A 17,748-nucleotide genomic window follows, 5' to 3' on the forward strand; every position below is an offset into this window, starting at 1 on the left:
GGTCGTCGCCTTCCCCGCCGGCAGCGTGACGGACACGCTGATGCGCCACCTGTCGGAGCCGCTCTCGCGCGAGCTCGGCCAGCCGGTCATCATCGACAACCGCCCTGGCGGCAATGGCGTGGTGGGCACGGAAAGCGCCGCCCGCAGCCCGGCGGACGGCCATACCTGGTGCGTGCTGAGCGTGACCAACGGCGCGCTGAACACCTACACCGTGCCGCGCCTGCCCTATGACCCGCTGAAGGATTTCACCCCGATCGGCTATGTGGCGGAGACGGCCTACATCCTGGTGGTGCCGGCCAACTCCCCGGCGCGCGACGTGGCGGGGCTGCTGGCCCTGGCGAAGCAGCGGCCCGGGCAGCTCACCTTCAGCCACGGCAATTCCAGCGCGCTGATCGCCTCCGCCACCATGGCGCGGATGGCGGGCGTGGAGATGACGGCGGTGCCCTATCGCGGCGGGCCGGAGGCGCTGACCGATGTCATCGCCGGGCGGATCGACAGCACCTGGACGGACATCCCGGCCGGCGCGCCGCAGATCCGCGAGGGCAAGGTGCGGGCGCTCGCCGTCACCTCGCCGCAGCGCTTCTCCTTGCTGCCAGATGTGCCAGCGGCGGCGGAGACGCTGCCGGGCTACGGCTTCACCTTCTGGTTCGGCATGTCCGCCCCGGCCGGCACGCCGGCGCCGGTGGTGGCGAAGGCCAATGCGGCGATGAACAAGGTGCTGCGCCAGCCGGAATTCGCGGAGCGCGTGGCGCGGCTCGGCTATGTGCCGCGGCCCGAAGCGCCGGAATGGTTCACCACCTTCCTCGGCGGTCAGATCCGGGAGCTGACCGCCCGCGCCAAGGAGGCCGGAATCGAGCCGGGCTGACCGGCGCCGCACGCCATGCCGGCGTTGCCGGCCCACGGGGGCGCGCCGGCATGCCGTGAGCCTGGCGCGCCGTGCCCCGCCTGAGATGCCGGGAGGTTCCGGGCCGGGCAGGGCGGAAGGGGCTCGCCGCCCGATGCGGCGGCACCCCGTCCATCCAAACCTGGCGCAGCGCGCTCATGGTGCAACTCGCGTGTAAAGATTTCTGACACTGCCGCGGTGGGCGCGGCCCCTGTCGCACGCATGGGTTGCGTTGTGCCATGAAAGAAAAGGGCCGCTGCCGGGTGGCAGCGGCCGCTTATCGGCGGCGGGGAAGGGATCAGCGGCGGCGGCGGGTGACGCCGAGGCCGAGCAGCGCGGCGCCGAGCAGCACCAGGGAGGCCGGCTCCGGCACCGCCAGCGTCAGGTCGTCCAGCGTGATGAGCGCGGAGTCGATCCCGGCGATGGTGATGGTGGTGAAGGGCGTGTCGGACAGGAAGCCATGGAAGGCCAGGGTACCGTCGCCATTGGTCTGCACGGTCTGGGTTTCGCCGTTGATCGTGATCCGGATGACGCTGCCGGGGTCGAAGACGGTGGCGAACAGGGCGCTGAAGCCGAAGGTCTTGGGAACGCTGAGCGTCAGTTCCTCGTCGAACCAGCCGCTGTAGAGAACTGCGCCGGTGCCGAAGTTGAACATCGAGAGGGCGTCCTCGGCGACGTACTCCACGACGCTGGCCACCTGCCCCGCCGTGCCGTAGGCGATGCCGCCGACGGTGGTGCCGACGATGTCGGTCGGATTGTCCGCGGTGGTGATGCCGTCATAGGTCTGGCTCACGCCATTGTGGAAACCGGCCCCGGCAAGGGCGGCCTCATGGGCGATGCGGTTGTCATAGACGGTCACGGCCGCCTGCGAGACCTGCGGCGCGGCGCCTGCCATCATGGCGAGCGTGGCAAGAAGAACTCGACGCATAAGCGTATCTCCGAGGATACGCCGACGGTAGCAATGCTTGTGCCAGGCGCTTATGCGTTGGCTTTGCTAAGCAAATGCATTTATGATCGCGATTGTGTAAATTCCTCTGACGGCTTTCGCGCGACCCTCGCCCGTTGCGTCCGGCCGGCCGTACGTTATAAGATAACGACGATGCTGCCGTTCCAGGACCCTCTTGCCCTCGCCTCGGGCGCCGCCGCGCGGCTTGGCCTGGCGGCGGTGCTGCTCGCGCTGCTCTGGCTTGCCACTGCCTGGGCGCTGGCGGCATGAGCGGGCGGGGCCAGGGCGGAGCGGGCGTGGCGGTGCCGGAGATCCGCCTCGCCGACCTCACCTGTTCCTATCAGCGCCGCCCCGCGGTGCACCACCTGAACGGCCGCTTCGCGCCGGGCAGTCTCACCGCCGTGGTCGGGCCCAACGGCGCGGGGAAGAGCACCCTGCTGCGCACCTTGGCCGGGCTGCACCGGCCGGACCATGGCCGCATCGAGGGCGCCGCCGGCCGGGTGGCACTGCTGCCGCAGGCGACCGCGCTCGACCGTGCCTTCCCCATCACCTGCCTGGATGTGGTGATGTTCGGCCTCTGGGCCGACACGGGCGGCTTCCGCGCCATCGGCGCCGCCGGGCGGGCGAAGGCGCGCGAGGCGCTGGCCGCGATCGGGCTGGAGGGGTTCGAGGCGCGGCCGGTCGGCAGCCTCTCCGCCGGCCAGTTCCAGCGCCTGCTCTTCGCCCGGCTGCTGCTGCAGGATGCCCCGGTGATCCTGCTGGACGAGCCCTTCAACGCCCTGGATGCCCGCACCGCGGCGGAGCTGCTGGCCATGGTGCATCGCTGGCATGGCGAGGGCCGCACCGTCATCGCCGTGCTGCACGACCTGGACTTGGTGCGCCGCGACTTCCCCGAGACCCTGCTGCTGGCCCGCGACTGCCTGGGCTGGGGCCCGACCGCCGAGGTGCTGACCGCCGCCAACCGGCTGCGCGCCCGGATGATGACCGAGGCCTGGGATCCCGAGGCCGGCCCCTGCACCCGCCCGGACGCCGCCTGATCCTGCTCGACCCCTTTCTCGATTACGGCTTCCTGCGCCGCGCCTTGGTAGGCTGCCTCGCCCTCTCCCTGGCGGCGCCGCCGCTCGGCGTCTTCCTCGTGCTGCGGCGCATGTCGCTGACCGCCGATGTGCTGGCGCATGGCATCCTGCCCGGCGTCGCCGCAGGCTTCCTGGTGGCGGGGCTGTCCGTGCCGGCCATGGCGGCGGGCGGGCTGGTGGCGGGCCTCGCCGTCGCGGTCGGGGCGGGGGCGCTCTCCCGCGCCACCGGGGGGCGGGAGGACGCCTCGCTCGCCGCCCTCTACCTGGTGGCGCTGGCGGCGGGGGTGGCGCTGATCTCCTGGCGCGGCGGGGCGGTGGAGCTGACCAGCCTGCTCTTCGGCAGCGTCCTCGGCGTCGATGATTCAGCGCTGCTGCTGATGGCGGGCGCCGCCACCCTCACCCTGCCGGCGCTGGCCCTGGCCTGGCGGCCCCTGGTGCTGGAGTGCTTCGACCCCGGCTTCGCCCAGGCGGTGGGCGCGCGCGGGGCGGCCTGGCACCTTTTCTTCCTGGCGCTGGTGGTGCTGAACCTGCTGGCGGCCTTCCAGGCGCTCGGCACGCTGATGGCGGTGGGGCTGATGATGCTGCCGGCGATCGCCGCGCGGCATTGGGCGCGGCAGGTCGGCGGCATGGTCTATGCCGCGGTCGGGCTGGCCGTGCTGGCCTCATTCGGCGGGCTGCTGCTCTCCTTCCACGCCGACCTGCCGGCCGGCCCGGCCGTGGTGCTGGCGGCGGGAGGGCTCTGGGCGCTCTCCGTGCTGTTCGGGCCGGTGGAAGGGTTCATCGCCCGGCTGCGGCGGCGGCATCTGGAGGGGTAGCGCCGGCAGGCGCTCTCTGGCAGGGGGCTCTGCCCGTTGGCGGCAGTGCCGCCACCCCCCCCCCGCCGGGGAGGATACTCCTCCCCGGACCCGGTCCGGGTTTTCGATCCGTGAGTTGAACCTCTCCCGGACTCACACTGCGGTCCGGGGGTGATCACCCCCGGCAGGGGCGTGGGGGCAGAGCCACCACCCCGTCCTCAGTCCTTCGCCTTGGCTTCCCGGCGCCGTGCGTGCAGCACGAATTCGGTGTAGCCGTTCGGCTGCTCGCGCCCGGAGAAGATCAGTTCCCGCGCCGCGAGGAAGGCCGGGCCGTCGAAGCCGGGAGCCATCGGCGTATAGGCCGGATCCTCCGCATTCTGCTTGTCCACCACCGCCGCCATGCGGCGCAGCGTCTCCTCCACCTGCGCGTCCGTAGTGATGCCGTGGCGCAGCCAGTTGGCGATGTGCTGGGCCGAGATGCGCAAGGTCGCGCGGTCCTCCATCAGCCCGACATTGTTGATGTCCGGCACCTTGGAGCAGCCGACGCCCTGATCCACCCAGCGGACGACATAGCCCAGGATGCCCTGGGCATTGTTGTCCAGCTCCGCCTGCACATCGGCCGGCGACCAGTTGGTGTTGGCGGCGAGGGGAACGGTCAGGATCTCCTCCACCTTGGCGCGGCGGCCGCCCTGGGCGATCTCCTCCTGCCGCGCCGCGACATCCACCTGGTGGTAGTGCAGCGCATGCAGCGTGGCGGCGGTGGGGGAGGGGACCCAGGCGGTGTTCGCGCCGGCCTTGGGGTGCCCCACCTTCTGCTCCAGCATCGCCGCCATGGCGTCCGGCGCCGCCCACATGCCCTTGCCGATCTGTGCCCGGCCGCGCAGCCCGCAGAGCAGGCCGATATCGACGTTCCACTCCTCATAGGCCTTGATCCAGACCGTGCCGCGCATGTCGTTCTTGCGCAGCACCGCCCCGGCTTCCATGGAGGTATGGATCTCGTCGCCGGTGCGGTCGAGGAAGCCGGTATTGATGAAGGCCACCCGGTCCTTCGCCGCCCGGATGCATTCCTTGAGGTTCACCGTGGTGCGGCGCTCCTCATCCATGATGCCCATCTTCAGCGTGGCGCGCGGCAGGCCGAAGGCATCCTCCACGCGGGCGAAGAGCGTATCCGCCCAGGCCACTTCCTCCGGCCCGTGCATCTTCGGCTTCACGATATAGACGCTGCCGGCGCGGGAGTTGCGGCCTTTGCCGGGGCCCCGCAGATCGTGCAGCGCGATCGCCACGGTGCACATGGCGTCGAGGATCGTCTCCGGCGTCTCGGCACCCTTCAGCGTCACCGCATCGGTCATCATGTGGTGGCCGACATTGCGCACCAGCATGACGGAGCGGCCATGCAGCGTCACCGCGCCGCCGCCGGGCGTGAGGTAGGTGCGGTCCGCATTCAGCTTGCGGATCAGCGTCTTGCCGCCCTTCTCGAAGCTCGCCTCCAGCGTGCCCTTCATCAGGCCCAGCCAGTTGCGGTAGACCAGCACCTTGTCCTCGGCATCCACGGCCGCGACGCTGTCCTCGCAATCGACGATGGTGGTGACGGCCGCCTCCAGCACCAGATCGGCGATGCCGGCAGGGTCGTCCTTGCCGATCGGGTGGCCGCGATCGATCACCAGCTCGGCATGCAGCCCGTGATGGGTGAAGAGGATGGCGGAAGGCGACGCCGCCTCGCCCTGGTAGCCGACGCATTGGCCGGGCTGGGCCAGCCCCGCCACCTTGCCGTCCTGCAGCGTCACGGCCAGCGCGCCGGCGCTGATGGCGTAGGATGCCGCCTGGGCGTGGGAGACGCCGCCGGCCAGCGGCGCGATCTGGTCGAGCACGCCGCGGGCGTAGTCGATCACCTTCCTGCCGCGCACCGGGTTGTAGCCGCGGCCGCGCGTCGCGCCGTCATCCTCCGGGATCGCATCCGTGCCGTAGAGCGCGTCATACAGGCTGCCCCAGCGAGCATTGGCGGCGTTCAATGCGTAGCGGGCGTTGGAGACGGGGACGACGAGCTGCGGCCCGGCGATGCTGCCGAACTCCGCATCGACATTGGTGGTGCCGACCTGGAAGTCCGGCCCCTCGGGCACCAGGTAGCCGATCTCCTTCAGGAAGGCGGTATAGGCGCCGGCATCGATGGGCTTCGCCGGGTGCGCGCGGTGCCAGGCATCGATCTTCGCCTGCAACTCGTCGCGCTTCTTCAACAGCGCGGCATTCGCCGGGCCCAGCTCGCCCAGGATGGCGGCGTAGGAGGACCAGAAGCGCTCCGGCGTCACGCCGGTGCCGGGCAGCGCCTCGGTGTCGATGAAGTCGCGCAGCTCGCGCGCGACGCTCAGCCCCGCAACCTCGACCCGTTCCACCATGCGCGCGCCTCCTGGCTTGGCCCGGCCCATCCCGGCCGGACGGTGACTATCCTGGCCTGCGATCCGCCCCGGCCGGCCCGCCATAAGCAGGCCTGCCGGGCCGTGGACCGCCGGCTCGGCTACGGTTGGGCCGTAGCGGCCCGACACGGTCAGGCCGCCATCGGTCTAGTGGGATTCCGGGAGGTCCGGAAGGCCCCCGGCTTCGGCCCTCCGCCCCCCAGCGGAGGCTAGAGCCCCGCCTGCTCCAGCCGCAGGATCGCCCGCGCCGCCGCCTGGGCGCGCGGCACTAGGCTCGCGACCTCCAGATACTCCTCCGGGCTGTGCGCCTTGCCGCCGACCGGGCCGACGGCGCAGATGGTCGGCGCGCCCACTGCGGCGGTGAAGCCGGAATCGGCGCAGCCGCCGCTGAACTCCCCGGTGATGGCCAAGCCGCTCTCGCTTGCCGCGCCCCTGTACATCTCGAACAGCTTCGCCGCCGCCGGGCTCTGGGTCAGCGGCAGGAATTCGCCGCGGATGGTGAGCTTCGCCTTGGTCCCCGGCACGAAGCTCTTGGCGATGATGGCCTCGATCTTGGTCATCACCTCGTCGCGGTCGGCGGGCTCGACATAGCGCAGGTCGATCTGCCCCTGCGCCCAGGGCGCCACCGTGTTCACGCTCTGCCCGCCGGAGACCAGCCCGACATTCAGGGTGATGCCGCGCTGGAGATCGGTCAGCGCATGGATCGCCTGGATCTTCCGCGCCAGCTCCTCGATGGCGCTGATGCCGGCCTCGAAATTGCCGCCGGAATGCGCCGCCTTGCCCTCGATCTCGAAGATGGAGAAGACGCCGCCCTTGCGTCCGGTGACGACGCCGCCATTCGGCCGGCCCGGCTCGCTGTTGAACACCACCCGCGCCTCGCGGGCCGCCGCCTCGATCACCTCGCGGCCCTCCGGGCTGCCGATCTCCTCATCGCCGGTGAAGAGGCCGAGCAGCGGCCCGGGCGCGCCACCGAATTTCTTGAAGGCGGCCAGGACGAACATGTTCATCACCAGTCCGGCCTTCATGTCGGCGACGCCGGGGCCATAGGCGATGCCGTCCTTGACGGTGAAGGGCCGGCGGGTCGGCTCGCCCTTCGGGAAGACGGTGTCGCGGTGGCCCATCAGCACGATGTGCTGCTGCTGGTTGCCGCTGGCCAGCGCGTTGTCGCCCTCGACGCGGGCCTTCAGGCAGTCGCCATACTTCTCCCGCTGCACCACCTCCACCGGGATGCCGTGCTCCGCCATGAAGCGCTGCACGATGGCGCCCACCGCATCGACGCCTGGCTTGTCGTAGCTGCCGCCATCGGTGTTCACCATCTCTTCCAGCACCTTCAGCATCGCTTCCTGTTGGGTGGCGAGCCAGGCGGTGATGGCGGAGTCGGGGGCGTCGGCAGTCATCGGGGCCTCGTAGAGTTCGGAAGGGCGTAGCCTGTCCCCGGCCGGCGGCGCGGGCAAGGGCCTGGCGGCGGAACCCGGATCCGGAAGGATCCGCCGGCCCTCGGCGGGAAACGGGGCTCTCGCGCCTGCCCTTACTCGACCTTGCCGATCCGCTGCACCGCCCGCCGCAGCCGCGCCGCATCGGCCTGGAAGAATTCGGCGAAGGCCTCGCCATCCAGATAGCCGAGGTTGTTGCCGGAGGCGGCAAGCGCCTTCTGCACCTCCGGGTCGCGCGCCGCCTGCGCCATGCCCTCCCGCAGCCGCGCCAGCACCGCGGGCGGCGTGCCGGCAGGGGCGAAGGCGCCGGCCCAGATGTAGAACTCGGCTTCCGGGAAGCCGCGCTCGCGCAGCGTCGGCACCTCCTCGAAGCCCGGGATGCGCCGCGCCCCCCAGCTTGCCAGCACGCGCAGCCGGCCGTCCCGCACATGCGGCGTCAGCGGGCCGGGGCCGGAGGCGAGCGCCTGCACCTGGCCGCTGACGATCGCCGTCATCGCCGGCCCGCCGCCCTGGAAGGGGACATGCAGCAGGTCGATGCCCGCGGCCGAGGTCAGCATGGCCATCGGCACGTGCAGCGCCGAATAGAGGCCGGAGGAGGAATAGGGAATCGCCCCCGGCCGCGCCTTGGCGTCGGCGATGAACTCCTCCAGCGTCCGCCAGGGCGCGTTGGCCGGGACGGCCAGCAGCGTGGGGTCGGCGGTGAAGAGCGCGATGGGGGTGAGCTGGTCCACCTCATAGGCCGGGGTCCGGCCGAAGAGCCGCGCCGCCTCCGGCAGCACGGCGAGGGAGGAAAGGCCCATCAGCAGCGTGTAGCCATCCGGCGCCGCCCGGGCGACGGCGGCGTAGCCGATCTCGCCCGCCGCCCCGGCGCGGTTCACCACCGGCACCGGCACGCGCCACAGCCGCTCCAGCCCGGCGGCGACCGGGCGCGCCACCACATCGCCCTGGCCACCGGGCGGAAACGCCACCAGCATGGTGACGGCGCGGGAGGGGAATTCCGCCTGCGCCCGGGCCGGGCGCAGCAGCGCAGAGGTGGCTGCGGCGCCGAGGCCGATGATGCTGCGCCGTCTCATGCCACCGGATTCTCCAGCACGCCGATGCCGGTCACCTCGATGCGCACGACATCGCCGGCCTTCAGGAATCTCGGCGGGGTGAAGCCGATGCCGACGCCGACCGGGGTGCCGGTGGCGATCACGTCGCCCGGCTCCAGCGTGATGCCGGCGGAGATCGCCTCGATCAGCGCCGGGATGTCGAAGATGAGGTCGGCGACCAGCGCATCCTGCCGCTTCTCGCCATTCACATGCGCCGTCAACCGCAGCGCCTTCGGGTCCGGCACCGCATCCGCCGTCAGGATGGCCGGGCCCATCGGGCAGAAGGTGTCGAGCCCCTTGCCGAGTACCCATTGGCTGTGCCGCTTCTGCAGGTGCCGGGCGGTGACGTCGTTGACGATGGTGTAGCCGAACACGTGCTGCATGGCCTCGGCCTTGCCGATGCCCCGGCCGCGGCGGCCGATGACCACTGCCAGCTCGCCTTCGTAATCCAGCCCGCCGGTGGGATCGAGCGCGGAGAGGATCTTCTCCCCCGGTGCGATGATGCTGGTATGCGGCTTGGAGAACACCACGGGGAAGGGCGGCACCACATCCTTGGCGCCGCCATCGAAGCCGGAGCCGGCGAATTCCTTCGCATGCTCATGGTAGTTCTTGCCGACGCAGAAGACGTTCTTCGGTGGCCGGGGGATCGGCGCGCAGAGCGCCGCGCCCTGGGCGACCGGCGCCTTGGCCATGGCGGATCTCGCATGCTCCAGCGCCGCCGTGCCGCCGGCGATGAAGGCCGGCATGTTGCCGCCCTGCAGCGCCGGGTCGGCCGCCGCCAGGTCCAGCACCGCGCCATCCTCGCGCAGCGCGCCAAGATGCACGCCGAGCTTCTCGGCGTATTTGAAGGTTACCAGCCGCATGCGGCACCACTCCCTGTCCTGGCCGGACTCTGCCGGGCGAGGCCACCCCGGCGCAACAGGATCACAGCCGCACCGTCTCCGCCAGGTCGTCGAGGAAGGCCCGGACCCGGGCCGGCAGCGCGCCGCCAGGGCCGATGAAGACGGCGGAAACCACCTCCTTGTCGCCCGGGTTCCATTCCTCCAGCACCGGCACCAGCCGGCCGGCGGCGATGTCCGGCGCGACGTGATAGGCCGCCAGCCGCCCCAGGCCGAGCCCCGCCAGGGCCAGGAGGCGGAGCTGCTCGCCATCGCTGACCAGGGCATTGCCCTCCGGCGGCAGCAGCAAGGTGCCGCCACCCGGCTTCCCGAAGGGCCACCCGGACACGGTGCGGGTGAAGCAGAAGCCGATGCGGTTGTGCCGCGCCAGCTCCTCCGGCCGGCGGGGGGTGCCGTGGCGGTCGAGATAGGCGGGGGCGGCGACCACCACCATCCGGGTCTCTCCCAGCTTTCTTGCCACCAGCCGGGATTCCCGCAGGGGGCCGACGCGGATGGCGACATCCGCCCGTTCCTCCAGCAGGTCCACCACCCGGTCGGTCAGGGCGACGTCCACCTGCACCTCCGGATAGCGGGCCAGGAAGCCGGGCAGCAGCGGCAGCAGCCGGTGCATCCCGAAGGGCACGCTGGAATTCACCCTGAGCCGGCCGCGCGGCGCGGCCCCGGCCCCGGCTTCCCGCTCCGCCGCGGCGATGTCGGCCAGGATGCGCAGCGCGCGGTCATGGAAGGTCAGCCCTTCCGGCGTCAGTTGCAGGCGGCGGGTGGAGCGGCTGAGCAGCCTTGCGCCCAGCCGCGCCTCCAGCCGCGCCATCAGCTTGCTGACGGCCGAGGGGCTGAGCCCGAGCGTGCGGGCCGCGGCGGAGAAGCCGCCGCTCTGCACGACGCGGACGAAGACCTCCATCTCCGCCGCGCGGTTGGTTTCGGGCCGTGCCATGGTGAATTGAACTCACAGATGCTATTCCGCGGCGAGGCTAGGTCACGGATGGGGCCGGGTCCATCTTCGGCGGCAAGCCGCCCCGGCCCGGCCGGGGCCTCAGCCTTGGAGCCATTCCCATGCCTCCCGCTCTCTTTGCGCTTACCGCCGGTGCCTTCGGCATCGGCGTCACCGAATTCGTCGTCATGGGCCTGCTGATCGAGATCGGGGCCGATCTCCGCATCTCCATCGCCGCCGCCGGCACGCTGATCTCGGGCTATGCGCTCGGGGTCGTGGCCGGCGCGCCGCTCATCACCGCGGCGACTTCGCGCTTCTCCCGCCGCGACGTGCTGCTGGGGCTGATGCTGGTCTTCACCCTGGGCAACCTCGCCTGCGCCGTCGCGCCTTCCTATGGCTGGCTGATGGCGGCGCGGGTGCTGACGGCCTTCGCGCATGGCACCTTCTTCGGCGTCGGTTCCGTGGTCGCGGCCGGGCTGGTGGCGCCGGACAAGCGGGCTTCCGCCATCGCCATCATGTTCACCGGGCTGACCCTGGCGAATATCCTCGGCGTACCCTTCGGCACCTGGCTGGGCCAGACGCATGGCTGGCGCGCGACCTTCTGGGCCGTGACGGCGATCGGCCTGGCGGTGATGCCGGCGATCGCGTTGCTGGTACCGCGCGACCGGCCGGAGGCTGGCGCGGGCGAGTGGCGGCGGGACCTGGAGGTGATGCGCCGGCTGCCGGTGCTGCTCGGCTTCCTGACCACGGTGCTGGGCTTCGCCGGCGTCTTCGCGGTGTTCACCTATGTCGCGCCGCTGCTGACGCGGGTGAGCGGGCTGTCGGATGCGGCTGTCTCCCCGGTGCTGCTGGTGTTCGGCGGCGGGCTGGTGCTGGGCAACCTGCTGGGCGGGAAGCTCGCGGATCGCGGGCTGATGCCGGCGCTGCTCGGCACCCTGGCGGCACTGGCGGCGGTGCTGCTGGCCATGGCGGCGGCGCTGCCCAACCCGGTGACCGCGGTGGCCGCGGTGTTCCTGCTGGGGGCGGCGGGCTTCGCCACCGTGCCGCCGCTGCAGAGCTGGGTGCTGCAACAGGCCGCCGGCGCCGGGCAGAGCCTGGCGGCGAGCTTCAACATCGCGGCCTTCAACCTGGGCAATGCGCTGGGCGCCTGGCTGGGCGGGGTCACCATCGAGCATGGGCCGGGGCTGGCGGCATTGCCGCTGGTGGCGGCGCTGCTGCCGCTCTCGGCGCTGGGGCTGGCCTGGCTGGGGCGCGAAGCGGCGCGGCGCCAGGCGGTGGCCTGAGAGGGGTCACGACAGCCCTCTCGCGCTCGCCCTCAGGGGGGCCGTGCTCCCCAAGGGCGATGGGCCTCCGCGGAGCCTTCGTGTCCCGTGAGGCTGGATCTCGCAGGCCGAAGCTGCGGGTTCAAGGAGGCCAGGGCCTTTCGGCCCCTGGCAAGGGTTTGGGGGAGGGCAGGGCCCTCCCTCAGATCACCGGCGCGACATCCACCACATGCAGGCAGGCGGAGACATCGTCGTTCCACCGCTCCGCCCGCAACTGCCCCGCCAGGTGGATGGGCTGCCCGTTGCGGGCCAGCAGCGCCTCCGCCAGCGGCCCGTCCTTGGCGCGGAAGCAGATGGCCTTCAGCCGCCCGCCATCCTCGCCCTCCAGGAAGGCGCGCACCGTCGCCCCTTCCTTGCCCACCCGGTCCGCCCGCACCACCCGCGTCCGGGGCAGGGCGAAGACCGGCTCCTCATTGCCGGCGCCGAAGGGCGCCAGCCGCTCCACCTGCCGCGCCAGGTCGGCCGTGGCAGAGAGCACCGTCATGCTGCCCTCCACCATCAGGTCGGCGGCGCCCGGCAGGGCGGTGGCGGCCGCCAGCCGCTCCGCCAGGAAGGCGTGCACCGCCTCCCGCCGCTCCACCGGGAAGCTGAAGCCGGCGGCCATGGCATGGCCGCCCCCCGTCTCCAGCAGCCCCGCCTGCCGCGCCGCGATCACCGCGGTGCCGAGATCGAGCCCCGGCACCGACCGCCCCGAGCCCTTGGCGAAGCCGCCGGCGATGCCCGCGACGCAGGCGGGGCGGTTGAACTTCTCCTTCACCCGCCCGGCGACGATGCCGACCACGCCGGGATGCCAGCCCTCGCCGCAGACCAGCAGCACCGGCATGCCGGCGGCGGCCTGCGCCTCGGCCGCGGCGAAGGCGGCGCCCAGCACCTCCGCCTCCACCTCCTGCCGCCGCTTGTTCACCGCATCCAGCCGCTCCGCCATGGCGCGGGCCTCGATCGGGTCCTCGCAGAGCAGCAGCCGCATGCCGAGATCCGGCTCGTCGATCCGCCCCGCCGCGTTGATCCGCGGACCGAGCACGAAACCGAGGGAATGCGCCGTCGGCACGTCCCGCACTTGGCCGATCTCGAGCAGTGCGGCGATGCCGGGCCGGCCGCGCCGCGCCATCACCTTCAGCCCCTGCGCCACCAACGCGCGGTTGAGACCGCTGAGCGGCATGACGTCACAGACCGTGGCCAGCGCCACCAGGTCCAGCAGGTCGAGCAGCGGCGGTTCCGGGGTTTGGGCGAAATGCCCGGCCCGGCGCAGCGTGCGGTGCAGCGCGACCAGGGTGAGGAAGGCCACCGCCGCAGCGCAGAGGTGCCGCAGGCCGGAATTGCAGTCCAGCCGGTTGGGGTTCACCACCGCGGCGACGGGCGGCACCGCCCCTTCCGCTTTGTGGTGGTCCAGCACCACCACATCGGCGTGCCCTTCCGCCTCGGCCAGCGCCGCGGCGGCGGCGATGCCGCAATCGACGCAGATGATGAGCGTCGCGCCCCGCTCGCACAGCGCGCGGATGGCGGTGGGGTTGGGGCCGTAGCCCTCCTTCAGCCGGTCCGGCACGTAGTGGCTGACGCGGCAGCCGAGGCGGCGCAGCGCATGCACCATCAGCGCCCCGGCCGAGGCGCCGTCCACGTCGTAATCGCCAAAGACGGCGATGCGCTCGCCCCGCCGCACCGCCGTCGCCAGCCGCTCTGCCGCCGCATCCATGTCCCGCAGCAGGGAGGGGTCCGGCAGCAGGGCGCGCAGCGTGGGCTCCAGGTAATCGCCCACCGCCTCCGGCCCCACGCCACGCGCGGCGAGCAGCCGCCCCAGCAGCTCAGGCAGATTCGCCCGCTGGGCGATGGCCATGCCGGTGCGGGCATCGCCCTCCCGCCACACCCAGCGGCGGCCGGTAGCGCTGCGGCTGACGCCGAGCGCCGCCGGCGGTGAGATGTCCCGCGCCCCCGCCGGCGGGGAGGCCTCAGGCAACGAAGGCCGCCGGCTTCAGCGCGAAATTGTGGAAGCCTTCCACGTAGCGCACCGTGCCGGACTTGCTGCGCATGACGATGGAATGGGTGACGGCGCCGCTGGCGGTGCGGCGCACGCCGCGCAGCATGGCGCCGTTGGTGACGCCGGTCGCGGCGAACATGACGTTGCCCGCCGCCATCTCATCCACCTTGTATTTCCGCTGCGGGTCGGTGATGCCCATTTCCTTGGCGCGGGTGATCTGCTCGTCATTCTCGAACATCAGCCTTCCCTGGAGCTGGCCGCCGATGCAGCGCAGCGCGGCCGCCGCCAGCACGCCCTCCGGCGCGCCGCCGGAGCCCATATAGATATCGATCCCTGCCTCGGGCTGGGAGACGGCGATGACGCCGGAGACGTCGCCATCGCCCAGCAGGGTGATGCGCGCGCCCGCGGCGCGGCAGGCCTTGATCATCTCCTTGTGCCGGTCGCGGTCCAGGGTGCAGACCATGAGGTCGGAGATGCCGCATTTCTTGGCGCGGGCCAGCTCGCGCAGATTCTCCTCCACCGGGGCGTCGAGATCGACGATGCCCTCCGGCAGGCCGGGGCCGACCGCGATCTTGTCCATGTAGATGTCGGGGGCGTGGAGGAAGCCGCCGCGCTCGGCCAGCGCCACGGTGGCGATGGCGTTGTTGCCGCCCTTGGCGGTGATGGAGGTGCCCTCCAGCGGGTCCACGGCGATATCGACCTGGGGGCCGCCGAGGCCGATCTGCTCGCCGATATAGAGCATCGGCGCCTCGTCCATCTCGCCCTCGCCGATGACGACGGTGCCGGAGATGGCGACGGTGTCGAAGGCCTTGCGCATGGCGTCCACCGCGGCGCCGTCGGCGGCGTTCTTGTCGCCGCGGCCGATCCAGCGGGCGGCCGCGATGGCCGCGGCTTCGGTCACTCGGACCAGTTCGAGCGCCAGGTTGCGGTCAACCACCAGCCCGGCGGCGGGATCATACTCGGCCATGCGAAGTCCCCCAGTTGTCGGGGGGAGCATAGCTTGGGGTTCGGCGGGGGGGAACGGCAGGAAGAGGCACGGTCCTGGGAGGCTGGTGCGGCGTTGATCGGACGCGCCCTGCACCGCCAGCGATTCCCGGCGGCGGTCATGGGGGCCCGGGACGTGTCAGGTACTTCGCCGCGCTAGGCGCGATGCCGCCTCGCGGCATCCTTGACGGCCACAACCCCATGCCCCGCGGCATCGGTTGGCTTCGGCATCGTCGGAGGCAGCCGGAAGTGCCTTCGCTGCCGAAAGAAGAAGGCCGCCCAGCCCGCACCCCTCCCCCAGCGGGGGAGGGCTGGGATCCTACAGCGGCTCGATCCGGATGAGCGCCGGGGTCTCCAGCACCGTCTCCAGCGCCGCGATGCGGGTGATGGCGGCGCGCATCTGCGCCTCCTCGCATTCATGCGTGGTCAGCACCACCGGCACCGCCTCGCCCGGCGCCCTGCCGCGCTGCAGCATGGATTCCAGGCTGATCGCCTGGTCGCGCAGGATGCCGGTGACATCGGCGATGACGCCCGGCCGGTCCAGCACCATCAGCCGCAGATAATAGGCGCCGCGATGCCGCTCCATCGGCTCGGCCGGCACGCTCTCCAGCGCCCCGTTCGCCGCGCCCCAGACCGGGGTGTGGCGGCCGCGCGCCAGGTCGATCAGGTCGGCGACCACCGCGCTGGCCGTCGGCCCCGCCCCGGCGCCGCGGCCTTCCAGCATCACCCGGCCGACGAAATCCCCCTCCGCCACCACGGCGTTGAACACGCCATCCACCCGCGCGATGGGCGCGGCCACCGGCACCATGCAGGGATGGACCCGGGTGGAGATGCCGCCCGGCGTCCGCGCCGCGATGCCCAGCAGCTTGATGCGGTAGCCCAGCTCGCCGGCGAGTGCGATGTCGAGGGCGGTGACGTTGCGGATGCCCTCCACATGCACGGCGCCGAAATCCACCGGCCGGCCGAAGGCCAGCGCCGCCAGGATGGCCAGCTTGTGCGCCGCATCGATGCCGTCGATGTCGAAGGCCGGGTCGGCTTCCGCGTAGCCGAGCTTCTGCGCCTCGGCCAGCACCTCGGCGAATTCGCGTCCCTGCTCCCGCATCACCGTCAGGATGTAGTTGCAGGTGCCGTTCAGGATGCCGGCGACGCGGGAGAGACGGTTGGCCGCCAGGCCTTCCCGCAGCCCCTTGATGGCCGGGATGCCACCCGCCACCGCCGCCTCGAAGGCCAGCGCGACGCGGCGCGCCTCCGCCTGCTCCGCCAGCGCCGCGCCATGCACCGCGAGCAGCGCCTTGTTCGCGGTCACCACGGGCTTGCCGGCGGCGATCGCCGCCTCCACCAGCGCCCGGGCCGGCCCCTCGCTGCCGCCGATCAGCTCCACCACCACATCGGTGCCGGGGTCGGCGGCCAGCGCCACCGGGTCGTCATACCAGCGGAGCGTCTCCAGACGGATACCGCGATCGCGCGTCCGGTCCCGGGCGGAGACGGCGCCGACGACGATCGGCCGCCCGGCCCGCGCCGCGATCAGCCCGGCATTCGCCTCCAGCAGCTTGAGGACGCCGGCGCCGACCGTGCCCAGGCCGGCGACCGCGATGGAGAGGGGTTTGCTCATAGGACAGCCGATTCCTTCTCCGCTTCCACCGGGGCGTCGCTGCCCTGCAGCGCGGGACCAACATTATCGCCCTGCAGGAAGGCGCGAATGCCGCGCAGCGCCTGGCGGATGCGCTGGTTGTTCTCGACCAGCGCGATGCGCACATGGCCGTCGCCATGCTCGCCGAAGCCGAGGCCGGGGGCGACCGCCACCTTGGCCCGCGCCAGCAGCAGCTTGCTGAACTCCACGCTGCCGAGATGGCGGAACTTCTCTGGGATCGGCGCCCAGAGGAACATCGAGCCCTCCGGCACCGGCGCCTGCCAACCCGCCGCGGCCAGGCCCTTCACCAGCAGGTCGCGGCGCTCCCGGTACAGGGTGCGCATCTCGGCCACCATCTCCTGCGGCCCGTTTAGCGCCGCCGTCGCCGCCACCTGGATGGGGGTGAAGGCGCCGTAGTCCAGATAGGATTTCACCCGCGCCAGCGCCGCGATCAGGCGCGGATTGCCGGCGGCGAAGCCCATGCGCCAGCCCGGCATGTTGTAGGTCTTGGACATCGAGGTGAACTCCACCGTGATGTCCTTCGCCCCCTCCACCTCCAGCACCGAAGGCGGCGGCACATTGCCGAAGTACAGCTCGGCATAGGCGAGGTCCGAGAGGATGAAGAGCTCATGCCGCCGGCAGAGCGCGACGAGGTCGCGGTAGAACTCGATGGAAGCGAGATGCGCCGTGGGGTTGGAGGGGAAGTTCACGATGACGGCGGTCGGCTTCGGCACGGAATGCCGCACCGCGCGGTCGATCGCCGCCAGCATCTCGTCATCCGGCGTGCAGGGCAGGCTGCGCACCGAGGCGCCGGCGATGATGAAGCCGAATTGGTGGATGGGGTAGGAGGGGTTCGGCACCAGGATGGTATCGCCCGGCGAGGCGATGGCCTGGGCCAGGTTCGCCAGCCCCTCCTTGCTGCCGAGGGTCGCCACCACCTCGGTCTCCGGGTCCAGCTTCACCCCGAAGCGGCGGGCATAGTAGCCGGCCAGCGCGCGGCGCAGCCCGGGGATGCCTTTGGAGGTGGAGTAGCGGTGGGTCCGCGGGTCCTGCACCGCCTCGATCAGCTTGGCGACGATATGCGGCGGCGTCGGGCTGTCCGGGTTGCCCATGCCGAGATCCACGATGTCCTCCGCCGCTGCGCGCGCCTTGGCCTTGGCCGCGTTGACCTCGGCGAAGACATAGGGCGGCAGGCGGCGGATGCGGTGGAATTCCTCGGTCATCTGGGTGTCCAATGCGTTTCCGGAAGGATTGCCCCGGCCATGGGCCATGCCGGGGATGGGCCCTATAGACGAGGGTCTTAACGGTTGCGAGGCGCGGGCGCGAGAAGTTCGGCCGGCGGCGGCGCCGGCGCTTCCTCCGGCACCTCCGGCAGGGCGGGG

Annotated in this window: 14 protein-coding genes; 4 read left to right on the forward strand and 10 right to left on the reverse strand. The window is 71.9% G+C overall.

All coding sequences use genetic code 11. The features are described 5' to 3' along the window. On the forward strand, positions 1-865 hold an 865-nt coding region (locus NJ376_RS20375), incomplete at its 5' end, for a Bug family tripartite tricarboxylate transporter substrate binding protein (RefSeq protein WP_252955128.1). Between the two features lie 316 nt (positions 866-1,181). Here the strand turns inward: NJ376_RS20375 and NJ376_RS20380 are convergent. Continuing rightward, positions 1,182-1,811, reverse strand: a complete 630-nt coding sequence (locus tag NJ376_RS20380) for a PEP-CTERM sorting domain-containing protein (protein ID WP_252955129.1) — start codon at positions 1,809-1,811, stop codon at positions 1,182-1,184. 284 nt (positions 1,812-2,095) lie between these two features. Between NJ376_RS20380 and NJ376_RS20385 the strand changes: the two genes are divergently transcribed. Both NJ376_RS20385 and NJ376_RS20390 read left to right on the forward strand, forming a co-directional pair. After that, entirely contained in the window at positions 2,096-2,866 is a 771-nt protein-coding gene (locus NJ376_RS20385) for a metal ABC transporter ATP-binding protein (RefSeq protein WP_252955130.1), read from the forward strand. Next, complete coding sequence (locus tag NJ376_RS20390; protein WP_370288488.1) at positions 2,863-3,720, forward strand: metal ABC transporter permease; 858 nt, start codon at positions 2,863-2,865, stop codon at positions 3,718-3,720. The genes NJ376_RS20385 and NJ376_RS20390 overlap by 4 nt, the downstream gene beginning before the upstream one ends. Before the next feature lie 197 nt (positions 3,721-3,917). Here the strand turns inward: NJ376_RS20390 and NJ376_RS20395 are convergent, their stop codons facing one another. From NJ376_RS20395 to NJ376_RS20415, 5 genes are all read right to left on the reverse strand, one after another. After that, positions 3,918-6,089: a malate synthase G gene (locus tag NJ376_RS20395; protein ID WP_252955132.1), complete on the reverse strand. Its 2,172-nt coding sequence runs from the start codon at positions 6,087-6,089 to the stop codon at positions 3,918-3,920. Between the two features lie 227 nt (positions 6,090-6,316). After that, positions 6,317-7,504, reverse strand: a complete 1,188-nt coding sequence (locus NJ376_RS20400; RefSeq protein WP_252955133.1) for a M20 family metallopeptidase — start codon at positions 7,502-7,504, stop codon at positions 6,317-6,319. Positions 7,505-7,635: 131 nt separating this feature from the next. Further along, positions 7,636-8,613 carry a Bug family tripartite tricarboxylate transporter substrate binding protein gene (locus tag NJ376_RS20405; protein ID WP_252955134.1) on the reverse strand — a complete coding sequence of 326 codons (978 nt, stop codon included), beginning with the start codon at positions 8,611-8,613 and terminating at the stop codon, positions 7,636-7,638. Next, a complete protein-coding gene (locus tag NJ376_RS20410) occupies positions 8,610-9,494 on the reverse strand; it encodes a fumarylacetoacetate hydrolase family protein (protein ID WP_252955135.1) in 885 nt (294 codons plus the stop codon). Before NJ376_RS20410 ends, NJ376_RS20405 begins: the two co-directional genes overlap by 4 nt. A 61-nt stretch (positions 9,495-9,555) precedes the next feature. After that, positions 9,556-10,461: a LysR family transcriptional regulator gene (locus NJ376_RS20415; protein WP_252955136.1), complete on the reverse strand. Its 906-nt coding sequence runs from the start codon at positions 10,459-10,461 to the stop codon at positions 9,556-9,558. Positions 10,462-10,580: 119 nt separating this feature from the next. Between NJ376_RS20415 and NJ376_RS20420 the strand changes: the two genes are divergently transcribed. Next, on the forward strand, positions 10,581-11,741 hold the full coding sequence (locus tag NJ376_RS20420) for an MFS transporter (RefSeq protein ID WP_252955137.1): 1,161 nt from the start codon (positions 10,581-10,583) through the stop codon (positions 11,739-11,741). A 181-nt stretch (positions 11,742-11,922) separates the two neighbouring features. Here NJ376_RS20420 and recJ read toward each other — a convergent pair whose 3' ends face one another. From recJ to NJ376_RS20440, 4 genes are all read right to left on the reverse strand, one after another. After that, the gene (recJ, locus tag NJ376_RS20425; RefSeq protein WP_252955141.1) at positions 11,923-13,611 is read right to left on the reverse strand and encodes a single-stranded-DNA-specific exonuclease RecJ; all 1,689 of its coding nucleotides are present in this window, start codon (positions 13,609-13,611) and stop codon (positions 11,923-11,925) included. A 112-nt stretch (positions 13,612-13,723) separates the two neighbouring features. Further along, the gene (gene glpX, locus NJ376_RS20430) at positions 13,724-14,719 is read right to left on the reverse strand and encodes a class II fructose-bisphosphatase (protein WP_252955138.1); all 996 of its coding nucleotides are present in this window, start codon (positions 14,717-14,719) and stop codon (positions 13,724-13,726) included. A gap of 336 nt (positions 14,720-15,055) precedes the next feature. After that, positions 15,056-16,348: a homoserine dehydrogenase gene (locus tag NJ376_RS20435; RefSeq protein WP_252955139.1), complete on the reverse strand. Its 1,293-nt coding sequence runs from the start codon at positions 16,346-16,348 to the stop codon at positions 15,056-15,058. Further along, positions 16,345-17,589 (reverse strand): LL-diaminopimelate aminotransferase, encoded by a 1,245-nt coding sequence (locus NJ376_RS20440; RefSeq protein ID WP_252955140.1) that lies wholly within the window; start codon positions 17,587-17,589, stop codon positions 16,345-16,347. Before NJ376_RS20440 ends, NJ376_RS20435 begins: the two co-directional genes overlap by 4 nt. Positions 17,590-17,748: the final 159 nt, after the last annotated feature.

It is taken from the genome of Siccirubricoccus soli (assembly GCF_024178315.1).
Classification (GTDB): domain Bacteria; phylum Pseudomonadota; class Alphaproteobacteria; order Acetobacterales; family Acetobacteraceae; genus Siccirubricoccus; species Siccirubricoccus soli.

Bases quoted from the DNA above. Each gene is read 5' to 3' on its own strand.
- NJ376_RS20400 (WP_252955133.1), bottom strand. From the start codon at position 7,504: ATGACTGCCGACGCCCCCGACTCCGCCATCACCGCCTGGCTCGCCACC.
- NJ376_RS20415 (WP_252955136.1), bottom strand. From the start codon at position 10,461: ATGGCACGGCCCGAAACCAACCGCGCGGCGGAGATGGAGGTCTTCGTC.
- NJ376_RS20405 (WP_252955134.1), bottom strand. From the start codon at position 8,613: ATGAGACGGCGCAGCATCATCGGCCTCGGCGCCGCAGCCACCTCTGCG.
- NJ376_RS20410 (WP_252955135.1), bottom strand. From the start codon at position 9,494: ATGCGGCTGGTAACCTTCAAATACGCCGAGAAGCTCGGCGTGCATCTT.
- recJ (WP_252955141.1), bottom strand. From the start codon at position 13,611: ATGGCCATCGCCCAGCGGGCGAATCTGCCTGAGCTGCTGGGGCGGCTG.
- NJ376_RS20440 (WP_252955140.1), bottom strand. From the start codon at position 17,589: ATGACCGAGGAATTCCACCGCATCCGCCGCCTGCCGCCCTATGTCTTC.
- glpX (WP_252955138.1), bottom strand. From the start codon at position 14,719: ATGGCCGAGTATGATCCCGCCGCCGGGCTGGTGGTTGACCGCAACCTG.
- NJ376_RS20435 (WP_252955139.1), bottom strand. From the start codon at position 16,348: ATGAGCAAACCCCTCTCCATCGCGGTCGCCGGCCTGGGCACGGTCGGC.
- NJ376_RS20380 (WP_252955129.1), bottom strand. From the start codon at position 1,811: ATGCGTCGAGTTCTTCTTGCCACGCTCGCCATGATGGCAGGCGCCGCG.
- NJ376_RS20385 (WP_252955130.1), top strand. From the start codon at position 2,096: ATGAGCGGGCGGGGCCAGGGCGGAGCGGGCGTGGCGGTGCCGGAGATC.
- NJ376_RS20420 (WP_252955137.1), top strand. From the start codon at position 10,581: ATGCCTCCCGCTCTCTTTGCGCTTACCGCCGGTGCCTTCGGCATCGGC.
- NJ376_RS20395 (WP_252955132.1), bottom strand. From the start codon at position 6,089: ATGGTGGAACGGGTCGAGGTTGCGGGGCTGAGCGTCGCGCGCGAGCTG.